Annotated in this window: 11 protein-coding genes; all 11 read right to left on the reverse strand. The window is 29.7% G+C overall.

Going from position 1 to position 11,391, the window contains the following annotated elements:
• Window positions 1-41: 41 nt before the first annotated feature.
• Window positions 42-884 carry a PHP domain-containing protein gene (locus tag AYC61_RS14775; protein WP_066504035.1) on the reverse strand — a complete coding sequence of 281 codons (843 nt, stop codon included), beginning with the start codon at window positions 882-884 and terminating at the stop codon, window positions 42-44.
• A 25-nt stretch (window positions 885-909) separates the two neighbouring features.
• Window positions 910-2,304 carry a PTS transporter subunit EIIC gene (locus AYC61_RS14780; RefSeq protein WP_066504037.1) on the reverse strand — a complete coding sequence of 465 codons (1,395 nt, stop codon included), beginning with the start codon at window positions 2,302-2,304 and terminating at the stop codon, window positions 910-912.
• Window positions 2,305-2,622: 318 nt separating this feature from the next.
• Window positions 2,623-3,534, reverse strand: coding sequence for an N-acetylmuramic acid 6-phosphate etherase (gene murQ / locus AYC61_RS14785; RefSeq protein ID WP_066504039.1), 912 nt, complete (start codon window positions 3,532-3,534; stop codon window positions 2,623-2,625).
• 126 nt (window positions 3,535-3,660) lie between these two features.
• The gene (locus AYC61_RS14790) at window positions 3,661-4,134 is read right to left on the reverse strand and encodes an MgtC/SapB family protein (protein WP_162265473.1); all 474 of its coding nucleotides are present in this window, start codon (window positions 4,132-4,134) and stop codon (window positions 3,661-3,663) included.
• 494 nt (window positions 4,135-4,628) lie between these two features.
• Complete coding sequence (gene aroE, locus AYC61_RS14795) at window positions 4,629-5,429, reverse strand: shikimate dehydrogenase (RefSeq protein ID WP_066504041.1); 801 nt, start codon at window positions 5,427-5,429, stop codon at window positions 4,629-4,631.
• 253 nt (window positions 5,430-5,682) lie between these two features.
• Entirely contained in the window at window positions 5,683-5,946 is a 264-nt protein-coding gene (locus AYC61_RS14800) for a chorismate mutase (protein ID WP_066504048.1), read from the reverse strand.
• On the reverse strand, window positions 5,939-7,036 hold the full coding sequence (aroC, locus tag AYC61_RS14805; RefSeq protein WP_066504050.1) for a chorismate synthase: 1,098 nt from the start codon (window positions 7,034-7,036) through the stop codon (window positions 5,939-5,941). Before aroC ends, AYC61_RS14800 begins: the two co-directional genes overlap by 8 nt.
• Window positions 7,017-8,309, reverse strand: coding sequence for a 3-phosphoshikimate 1-carboxyvinyltransferase (aroA, locus tag AYC61_RS14810; protein WP_066504052.1), 1,293 nt, complete (start codon window positions 8,307-8,309; stop codon window positions 7,017-7,019). Before aroA ends, aroC begins: the two co-directional genes overlap by 20 nt.
• 48 nt (window positions 8,310-8,357) lie before the next feature.
• Complete coding sequence (gene aroB, locus AYC61_RS14815; RefSeq protein WP_066504059.1) at window positions 8,358-9,419, reverse strand: 3-dehydroquinate synthase; 1,062 nt, start codon at window positions 9,417-9,419, stop codon at window positions 8,358-8,360.
• Window positions 9,407-10,267, reverse strand: a complete 861-nt coding sequence (locus AYC61_RS14820; RefSeq protein ID WP_066504060.1) for a prephenate dehydrogenase — start codon at window positions 10,265-10,267, stop codon at window positions 9,407-9,409. The genes aroB and AYC61_RS14820 overlap by 13 nt, the downstream gene beginning before the upstream one ends.
• A complete protein-coding gene (aroF, locus tag AYC61_RS14825; RefSeq protein ID WP_066504061.1) occupies window positions 10,264-11,268 on the reverse strand; it encodes a 3-deoxy-7-phosphoheptulonate synthase in 1,005 nt (334 codons plus the stop codon). The genes AYC61_RS14820 and aroF overlap by 4 nt, the downstream gene beginning before the upstream one ends.
• Window positions 11,269-11,391: the final 123 nt, after the last annotated feature.

An 11,391-nucleotide genomic window follows, 5' to 3' on the forward strand; every position in this document is an offset into this window, starting at 1 on the left:
AATATGTCGTTAATATAGCTTTTCTTTTACTATTATAATACTTACTTGTTCCTCATATAAGACCTTAGATTATAATAAATCTCATCCGGCATAGTTACACCACAAATAGGGGTTTTCTTTTTATTATAATCGCCATGATAATCTGATCCACCTGTAAATAAAATATCTTTTTTTTTCACAACCTTCATTAATTCTTTTCTTACTTCGAAATCATTTGATGGGTGATAAACTTCTAGACCATCAATTAATTCACTATTTATAAGCTTATTATATAAGTCCATATTCTTTTTCTTAATTTTACCTGGATGTGCCAAAACAACAATACCATTGTTTCTTTTTATTAAATCACAAATCTGCCCAAAATCATTAAATTTATAGCTATCTTCTATATAATACGGCCCTTCTTTACCAAAATATGTTTTTATACAGCTCATTATTTCTTCTTGTTTTAAATAACCGTATCTTGCTAGTGTTTTTAACAGTTTTGCTCTATAAAGCGGTCCTCCTTGGCTTTCTTTAAAAAACTCTTCCTCTTCAATTTCAATGCCGTTTTTTTGCATTAGTTTAATCTGCTGTCTTGATTTATTATTAAGATATAATAATAAACGCTCTGAATAATCTTTTAATTCTTTAGACTCTATATCTATATTATAAGCCAATACATGAAATTTGACACCTTCTTCTATTGCTGTAAATTCAACAGCAGGTACAAATGGAATACCGTATTCTTTACTTATATTATCAACAACGCTAAGTCCTAATGTTGTATCATGATCAGTAATTGCAAGCGCAGAAAGATTCTCTTTCTGCGCTATATCAAAAATCATATTAACTTTAGAGCTTCCGTCAGAAAAAACTGAATGTATATGAAAATCAAATTTCATGACCCTACCTCCAAGTTATTTCATACTATTTAATATTAAGAACTTCATTTATTACACTGTTTTCTTCAGAATCTGAATCTTCAGCCATATCTTCCCATTTAGTGATATATGTTAAAGCGAAACCACCTGCATATGCTAACAATGTTGCTATAATATAGTTTAAGACTTGATTAGAAGGTATTAATAAAGTTAATGGTAATCCAGACAATCCAATACCTATTGAAGCTACTTTAGTTAATGAGATATAAGCACCTCCAACCATCGATCCTAAACATGCTGTTAGGAAAGGTTTACCTAATGGTAAAGTAACACCAAACATCAATGGTTCTCCTATACCTAGCATACCAACTGGTAATGAACTACCTATGATTTTTTTAAGTCTCTTATTTTTTGTTTTGAAATAGACAGCTAATGCTGCACCTACTTGTCCTGCACCTGCCATTGCTAAGATTGGTCTTAATAAGTCTAATCCTGTATTATCCAATAAACTTACTTCTATAGGTGTGAGAACCCTATGAAGACCAGTCATTACAAGAGGTAAGAATGTTCCTGAAAGTATAGCTCCTACAAATATTCCACCTTTTTCGATAGCAGTGTTTACTAACCAGCTAAGTCCACTTGACAAAAATGCTCCTGCTGGGTGGAATATATATAAACTACCTAAACCAATTACTAATAATACTATCGTTGGTGTTGCAATTAAATCTATTACTGATGGCATTACTTTTCTTAGTTTCTTTTCAAGCATTGCACCTAATATAACTGCAATTAAAACAGCGATAATTCCGCCTTCTCCAGGAATAAGGTTTTCACCGCCAATAACTATCTTTGCAAGCTTAGGAGAAGTTAAAATACCAGCTATAGCGCCGCCTAATGCAGGACTTCCACCAAATTCTTTCGCAGCGTTTATACCAACCATTATATTCATATACATAAATATTGATTTACCAATTACATATAAAATATAATAAGTATTCTTATTTATACATTCGGTATTCAAAAGTATTTTTGCTAATCCATATATAACACCACATCCAATGAATGCTGGAATTAGTGGAATAAATATGTTTGATATGTGTCTTAGAAATAGTTTGAACGGAGTACTGTTTTTTGCTTTAAGTTCTTCTTTTCTTACCTTAATTTCATCTTCAACCCCAACTTTTCTTCCTACTAATTTACCAAATTCATCAGCTACTTTAGCTGCTGTTCCAGGTCCTAATATCATTTGAAGCTGTCCACTTTGTTCAACAACACCCATTACGCCATCAATTTTATTGATGACTTTTTTGTCTACAATTTCTTTGTCTTTAATAACTAGTCTTAGTCTAGTTGCACAATGTGTAACTGATATAACGTTTTCTTTGCCTCCGACTTTTTCTAAAATCTTCTGGCTCATTTGTTTAATTTTTGCATTAGCCATTATATATCCTCCTTTTTTTAAAACATAAGATATAATTTAAATATTATGCTTACATATTTACTGATAATAAATTACCTTTGAATTTATACTCAAACCATACGAAAATTTAAATAATAAATAATAATAACAATTATTGCTTAAAAAAATTTCTATTAAGCATATTAATCATTTTAGTATAGCTAATTATAAATGTTTCAACCTAATCTATTTTTTAAATCAATTTCAAAGGTAACATAATTATCATGTAAATAAGATTACCTAAGTTTAATATTTTCAAGCATTTTACACTTTGTTATTCGTTATACTTCTAAATATACTTTATTGTTTTTCTATAGCTTTAAGAGCTTCTCTTATGTGTCCTTTATATGATTCAAATACTTCTTTTGCTGTCTTTTTATCAAGTTTTGACTTTATCATAAAAATTGCAAATTTAACATCATAATCTGTTTCTTCTAAATATTGAGTTGCTATATTTTTATCTACTGAGGTAGCTTCCATAACTATATTTTTACATCTCTCTACTAATTTAAGATTTGTTGATTGTACATCAACCATAAGATTCTCATAGACTTTACCTAGCTTTATCATTGAACCTGTTGTAAGTATATTTAAAACCATTTTTTGTGCAGTTCCTGCTTTCAACCTAGTTGAACCTGTTAATGCTTCACTCCCAACAACAACTGCTATACAAACCTTTGCAATTTTTTGAATAGCTGAATCAACATTGTTGGTAACTGCAATTGTTACAGAACCTATTTCATTAGCATAGTTAATTGCACCAATTACATATGGAGTTCTTCCACTTGCAGTTATTCCTACCAATACATCTTTATTACTAAAATTTATTTTCTTTAATTCTTCTATTCCATCTAGCTTATTATCCTCTGCACCTTCTACAGCACTGAAAATTGCTTCATAACCTCCAGCAATAATACCTTGAACCATTTCTTTTGGAGTTCCAAACGTTGGAGGGCATTCTGAAGCATCTAATATCCCAAGTCTTCCACTAGTTCCTGCACCAATATAAATTAGTCTGCCTCCTTTTTCAAAAGCTTCTGCTATTAAGTCGACTGCTTTTGCTATATTCGGAATTTCTTTTTCAACGGCAAAGGCTACCTTTTTATCTTCCTCATTAATCATTTTTATCATATCTTGTGTTGGAGCTATATCAATTCCAAATGTATTTGGATTTCTTCTTTCTGTTGTCAAATTACTTAAATCAATCTTCATATATTACATCCCTTCTAAGAAATTATAGTAATTATTCAGTGTTGTGAAATATTTTACCGTTAATACTATAATATCATGAAATTTTATTTCTTTCCACTGTAAAAAAAAATTTTTTGAATTTTTTTATCAAACTTCCTTATTTGAAATTTTATCTTGTATCCTAAATTTAACCTTTTTCAATACAACAAGTACACAATAAACACCAATTGTAGACGTTATGCTTAAAAAATAATAACCCATACCACACGCAATTCCTATACAGGCAACTACCCATAACGTTGCAGCTGTCGTAAGTCCTGTAACTGAACCTTTATTATGTATAATCGCTCCAGCACCCAAGAATCCTACTCCTGAAACAACTTGAGAAATAATTCTTCCACTATCAATTTTTAGAGAATTTGCTAATTGCGGATACATTAACGTCAAATTTATTGAGTCTTGAACAAGTTGATTTTGTATCATAGCAATAATAGCAGCTCCTACACATACGAGTATATGAGTAATAAAACCTGCAGGCCTATTTTGATATTCTCTTTCATATCCTATGAGACCTCCAACAAAAACTGATAATGCAAACCGTAATATTATTTCATACCACAAATACATCACCTCTAATCTTAAGTCCAAATTATACATTGAAAATTAAATATTTTTATTTATTAACCCCTTTCTTAGAAGAAATAAGCTGTAAATCAGAAACTCATTCAAAGAATGAGTAAGCGATTCACATTAAATTAAATTTAGTTCTCTGTATGACTCAGAATTCTAAAGCTCGTTATTCAAAGTTATAAGAATAATAAGGATTAATTTTATTTTTTAAATATTTGCTTTATCATCTTTTAATTCTATAGTTTTATAATTTAAAGAAAACGATTTCTTATCTATTAACTATTCTTTAATGTAAACAAAGAATTAAGCTATAGCTTTTTTTATTCTTTTACCAGATTATATGGTCTGTAATATTTAAAGACAATTATAACAACGTAATTTTTATTTGTCAACTTTAAATTAGTATAATTTTCAATGAATTTTCATTTATTTTATTAATAAACGATTGATTATCATGAATAAATATGGGTTAAATCTTAAATTAATTATTTATAAAGTTTTTTATATGTTTCCTGATATACAATATCATAAATTTCTGTATCTATACCAATCTCTTGCCATAATTCTTGTGCTTTTATAGCTTGCCCAACTAACATATATAGTCCATTTACATTTTTTATCCCTATTTTTTTAGCATATTTAATAAATAAAGTTTCTTTAGGATTATATATAAGATCAACTACCGCATTAAAATTTTCAATAATTTTTATTTCAACTGGTGATTTATCTATATTTGGATACATTCCACAAGGTGTACAATTAATCATTATATCGCCATTAATTGCTTTAATATCTTCATAATCTATCAATTCATATTTATTATCTAACTTTCTATTTTTGTTTCTACTAACAAATATTATTTCACTAGCATCATTATCAATCAAATATTGACATACAGCCTTTGATGCTCCTCCTGTTCCCAATATTACAGCCTTTTTGTTTTTTATATTTATGCCATTTCTTTTTAACATCATACCAAAGCCATAATAATCAGTATTATAGCCAATACACTTTCCATCTTTGAAACATATTGTATTAATAGCACCAATTTTTTTAGCCTCTTTTGAAATATCATCTAAATATTTCATCACATTCACTTTGTAAGGGATAGTTACATTTACTCCTTTAGCTCCTAGTGCTTTCAAACCTATTATTGCTTTTTCTAAATCATTTTCGTTAATTTCAAACAAATCATAATGTCCTTCTATTTTCATTTGTTTGAATATTAAGGAATGAATAAACGGTGAGAAGCTATGTCCAAGTTTTTCTCCAATCAAGCCATACATAATCTACACTCCTAACTATTAAACCCAGATTATTCATAGAAAATTATGAACAAGGAATTAAAATCTATTATTTTATGTGAGTCGCTTACTCCTATGAAGTAACTAAATAGGAGATTCGTCAATATGATCTCCTTTTGATTATAAGGTATCCATTAAATTTTTGACATACCAACTCGTATGCCTTCAAATTCACTGAAACCTTCTAATTCAAAACTATACAGCATATTATTCAAAGTTATATGAATAATCAGGGTTAAATATTTTTTTGTAATTCTTTACTCTCATCCATAATACTTTGAAATAGTTCTAATATATACTTCTTTAAATTATCATCTTCTACATAATTAGAGATTCTTTCTAGTACTTGTTTTTCTCTTTCTTTATTTAAAATAGGTAGTCCATTTTCTTTTTTGTATTTCCCAACATCCATAGCTATTTTCATTCTTTTTTCAAGTATCTCTACAAGTTCTTTGTCTATCATATCTATTTCATCTCTAAGTTTATCTAAATTACTCATTGGTAACCTTCCTTTCCCATATCATGTCTAACATAACTAAAGCTGCCACACTGTCTATTACAGGTAGTGCTCTTGGAACTATACAAGGATCATGTCTTCCTTCAATGACTATCGTTGAATTTGCCTTCTCTTTAATATTTATAGTGGTTTGTTGTTTGGCTATAGAAGGAGTTGGTTTTATTGCTGTTCTAAATATAATAGGCATTCCATTTGTTATGCCTCCTAATATTCCTCCATTGTTATTTGATAATGTTTTTACTATCCCATTTTCTATTTTATATTCATCATTAGCCTCAGAACCTTTAAGTCTGGTAATATCAAACCCAGCTCCAAATTCTACTCCTTTTACTGCTGGTACTGAAAATAGCATCTGAGATAACCTACTTTCAACAGAATCAAAGAATGGTTCGCCTAGTCCCGGTATTACATTGATTATTGCTGTTTCTATTACTCCTCCTACAGAATCATTTTGCTCTTTAGCCTTTATTATTTCTTTTTTCATTTTTTCTTTTATCTTTGTATTTATTACTGCCAAATCTGCATTTCTTAAGGTGCATATATAATCTAAGTCCAAAGTATTTTCACCAAATACTTGATCCTCTATATTACTAATACTCTTTATATGGCTCCCTATAAAGATATTATAATCTTTTTCTAATATCTGTTTTGCTATAGCCCCAGCAAACACCAAAGGTGCTGTTAACCTGCCCGAAAAATGTCCTCCTCCTCTATAATCGTTAAATCCACCATGTTTTATGTAACCGGTATAATCTGCATGTCCCGGTCTCATTAGATGTTTTGTTTTATCATAATCTCTTGATTTTGTATTATTATTTTTAATCATACAACAAAGCGGTGAACCAGTAGTTCTATTGTTAAAATATCCACTCATTATTTCAAATTCATCTTTTTCTTTTCTAGGTGTACTTAATAGAGAGTTGCCCGGAGCTCTTCTTTTCATTTCATGCCTAATATAATCTAAATCTAGCTGTATACCTGCTTTAAGACCGTCAATTACTATACCAATACACTCTCCATGAGACTCACCAAATATAGACAATCTTATATTTTTACCCCACATTCCACTCATTAATATTCCCTCCTAAAAGCTTAAAATCTTCCCAGAAAGATGGATATGATTTGTTAACTGCTTCTGCATTTGCAATTGTCACTTTTTCAGTACATTTTATTGATGCTACTGCTAATGCCATTGCAATTCTATGGTCGTTCCAACTATCAACCTTACCGCCTTTTAAGTTTAGTTTGCCATTAATAATTAGAGAATCCTCGTATTCTGTAACGTCGCCACCTAATTTATTTAATTCTGTACAAATTGCTTTTAACCTGTCTGATTCTTTTATTCTCAATCTCTCTGCATTTAATATTCTAGTGGTACCTTTACTTACGGCTGCCAATGCTGTCAGTACTGGAGCTAAATCAGGACATTGTGACACATCAATGTCTGTTCCTTTTGTTTTAGAAGGTTTTATAATTATCTTATCCTCTGCTTCTTGAATATTTGCACCCATAGCTTTAACTATATCCAGTATAGTTTTATCACCTTGCAGTGACTCTATATTTAGTCCCTTACAAGTTATGCTTTCACCTATTAAGCCAGCAATTATCCAAAACGCCGCTTGTGAAAAATCTCCCTCTACATTGTATTTAATAGGTTTATAATTTTGATTCCCTTTTATAATGAACTGTTTATAACCCTTATTCTCTATAATTATCCCACTTCTATTTAACATGTCTAATGTTAAATCAACATAGCCTATTGATTCTAATTCTGTTGTTATATTAATTTTACTATCTCCATCTAATAACGGTAATGCTAACATAAGTCCAGTTATAAATTGTGAACTAACATTTCCGCTCAAATCAAATTCATCACTTTTAAGTAGTCCATCTATTATCAATGGTAATTGTCCGTTATTATTTGAATATTTAATACCTTGTTTATCAAATATCCTATAATAATCCTCTAATGGTCTTGATACTAATTTGCCTCTTCCTATTAGTTTTATTTCTCTGTTTTGTAATGCTGATAATGGTATTAGAAATCTCAGTGTTGAACCTGATTCTTTACAATCTATTACTTTTTCTTTTAATCCTTTATTCCCACATTTTAGCCTAACTGAATAACGTCCTATATTATCTTCAGAAATAACTATATCTTTTACACCAAAAACTTTCATTGCATTAAGTGTTGCCTCTATATCATCTGAAAAAATAAGATTACTAACAATACTTTCACCATCACTTAGACCTGCTGAAATAATTGCTCTATGGCTCAAACTCTTTGATGGAGGTATTAATATATCGCCACTTAGTTTGTTTGGTATTATTTCTACTATTTTCATCTGCTCAACCTTTCAATTAACCCAGATTATATGTGAATAGTCTCCAGATTATATATATTTTTTTAAATCTAACATATCTATTGTTTCTATTAAACTCTCCCCTATTTCTTTTATTAAGATTATATTTATTTTATTACCTCTTGTCTTCTTGTCTAATTTGATAGTATCTATAATCTTATCTTTATTAATTTTTTCTATTTTACAAGGAAGCTTATACATTTGAATAACTTCCTTAACTTTTTGGGATGTATTTTTCTTAGTTTTTCCTAATCTTTCACTAGACTCTGTTATATAATACATGCCAATAGCAACTGCTTGGCCATGTGTATATTTGTTGTAATTGTAATATTTTTCTATGGCGTGACCTATTGTATGCCCAAAATTTAACAACATTCTAATTCCTGATTCTTTTTCATCTTGTTCAACTATTTCTCTTTTAATATCTATACATCTATAAATTATTTCATTAATTCTATTTCTTAAATTATTATAGTCACCAGCTTCATAAAGAATCTCAAAAAGCTTGTTATCGCTAATACAACCATATTTTATTACTTCAGCCATACCATCACTAATATATTTCTCCTCTAATGTTTCTAATACATCAGGATCTATAAAAACTGCCTCTGGGTGATAAAATGCTCCTACTAAATTCTTTCCTTCTTCTAAATTTACAGCTGTTTTCCCACCTACACTACTATCTACCTGAGATAATATCGTCGTAGGAATTTGTATAAATGGTATTCCTCTAAGAAAAGTAGCACAAACAAAACCTGTTAAATCTCCTACTACACCACCACCTAGTGCAATGACTAAATCACCCTTATTTATTTTATATTTTAATAAATCTTTGTAAATTTTTTCAGCTACACTTATACTCTTGCTAACCTCTCCTGGTAATACACTTATACAAAATGTATTGATTCCAATATCTACAAAACTTTTTACAAGCTTATCACCATATAAACTCTTTACATTATCGTCTGTTATAATAACTAGTTTGCTAAAATTGAAGTTTTCTTTTATTGTCTCTGGAAGTATATTTAATAGACCTTTTTTTATATAGATGTTATATTCTTTATGTGGTAATTTAACTGTTATTTGCTCCAACTATAACCCCTCTTTCTTATACCACCTTCATCTAACAGCTTGTTTACTGCCTCGGCATCTTTATTTATAATTAGTGTTTTAAATTTATTTATCGCATCTTCAAATTTTTGTAGCTGCTCAGCTAGCTTGTCACTATTTGATATAAATAGTTCTGTCCATAGCTTAGAATTAATATCTGCAACTCTAGTTATATCTTGGTAACTGCCTCCTACAAATTTATCTATATTATTGTAGTCATTGATCATTACAGCTGCTGTGGCTATAACATGAGGCAGCTGACTTGTTAATGCGATTATACTGTCATGTTTATCTGGATCAATACATGACACATTTTCAAAACCAAGCTTTATAACTAAATCTGTTATAAAATCTATAGTATCTTTTTTATTATTTCTAGTAGGTGTAATTATATAGTTAGCTCCTTTAAACATCTCTTTTGATGAATTTTCTATACCACTACATTCCTTACCTGCCATAGGATGACCACCTATGTATTCTAAGTCGTCTCTAAGTACATCATTTATACTTTCAACTAAGTTTCCTTTTATTCCTGCTGTATCTGTAATAATTGCTCCAGATTTAAAATTATTCATATTTTTTTTTATGAAATTAATTGTATCTGCTGGATACAAGCTGATAATTACTAAATCTGATTTAGACAAAATATCTCTTGAGTCAATATAACCTTTATCAATTATCTTTTCTTCAATAGCTCTTTCTAATACATCATGACTAATATCTATACCCCATATATTCTGAGGATTTATATCATTTAATGCTTTTGCTATAGAGCCTCCTATTAAGCCCAAGCCTACAACCGTTACATTCATAAGCTCTATGCTTTTCATCTCATACTCTCCTTAAGTTTACTTAATTTATTCATAAGATTATTAAATTTTTCAGGTTTTATAGATTGTTGTCCATCACATTTTGCATTAGCTGGATCATTGTGTACCTCTACCATTAACCCATCTGCTCCTACGACTAAAGCTGCCATTGCCAATGGTTCTACTAACCACCACAAACCTGCTGCATGACTTGGGTCTACTATTATTGGTAAATGGCTTAATTTTTTGATAACTGGTATCGCACTTAAATCTAATGTATTTCTAGTAAATTTCTCAAACGTTCTGATACCTCTTTCACATAAGATTACTTGCTCATTTCCTTCAGACATAATGTATTCCGCTGACATTAAAAGTTCTTCTATAGTAGCTGATAATCCTCTTTTTAGCAATACAGGTTTTCTTAATTTTCCTACTTTCTTTAGCAAATCAAAGTTCTGCATGTTTCTAGCACCTATTTGTATAATATCTATATCATCTGCATATTTTTCAACCATTTCAGGTGACATCATCTCGGTAACTATAGGTAAGCCTGTTTCTTTTTTAGCTTCCTTTAAATATTCTAAACCAGTCTGACCCAAACCTTGAAAACTGTAAGGTGATGTTCTAGGTTTAAATGCTCCTCCTCTTAAAAAATCAGCCCCTGAACTTTTAACTTGTCTTGCTATCTCTATGACTTGTTCTTTAGTTTCTACAGAACACGGTCCAGCTATTACAGAAAATTCGCCGTTTCCTATAGCTCTATCTCCTACTTTTATAATTGTATCTTCAGGTTTGAATAGTCTATTAGCTTTTTTATAAGGCTCACCTACATGTATAAGCTTTTGTACAATTCTGTTACCTTCAATCTGGCTTAAATCTAATACTCTTGTATCTCCTATTAACCCTAATATATGATAATTTTGTCCTATTGATTCATGTATCTGTAACCCTAGTTTTTTTATCTTTTCTTTTAGCTTATCAAGCTGTTCTTTTTGCGTTTTCGGTCTTATTACTATAATCAATTTTAACATCCTCCTTATTTAAATTTTTAAATATTTTCCTTGATTCATATTGTTCATATAAATTTATCAAAATTTTTATATGTGTTTATAATTTCCTAAGAAAATCGAGTAGGAGGTAATTGA

Origin of the sequence: Abyssisolibacter fermentans (genome assembly GCF_001559865.1) — a bacterium.
In the GTDB taxonomy this organism is placed as follows: Bacteria; Bacillota; Clostridia; order Tissierellales; family MCWD3; genus Abyssisolibacter; species Abyssisolibacter fermentans.

Coding starts and splice junctions, on each gene's coding strand:
- AYC61_RS14820 (WP_066504060.1), bottom strand. CDS start 10,267: ATGAAAAGCATAGAGCTTATGAATGTAACGGTTGTAGGCTTGGGCTTA.
- aroC (WP_066504050.1), bottom strand. CDS start 7,036: ATGAGTGGAATGTGGGGTAAAAATATAAGATTGTCTATATTTGGTGAG.
- AYC61_RS14780 (WP_066504037.1), bottom strand. CDS start 2,304: ATGGCTAATGCAAAAATTAAACAAATGAGCCAGAAGATTTTAGAAAAA.
- AYC61_RS14800 (WP_066504048.1), bottom strand. CDS start 5,946: ATGAGTAATTTAGATAAACTTAGAGATGAAATAGATATGATAGACAAA.
- murQ (WP_066504039.1), bottom strand. CDS start 3,534: ATGAAGATTGATTTAAGTAATTTGACAACAGAAAGAAGAAATCCAAAT.
- aroE (WP_066504041.1), bottom strand. CDS start 5,429: ATGTATGGCTTGATTGGAGAAAAACTTGGACATAGCTTCTCACCGTTT.
- aroA (WP_066504052.1), bottom strand. CDS start 8,309: ATGAAAATAGTAGAAATAATACCAAACAAACTAAGTGGCGATATATTA.
- AYC61_RS14775 (WP_066504035.1), bottom strand. CDS start 884: ATGAAATTTGATTTTCATATACATTCAGTTTTTTCTGACGGAAGCTCT.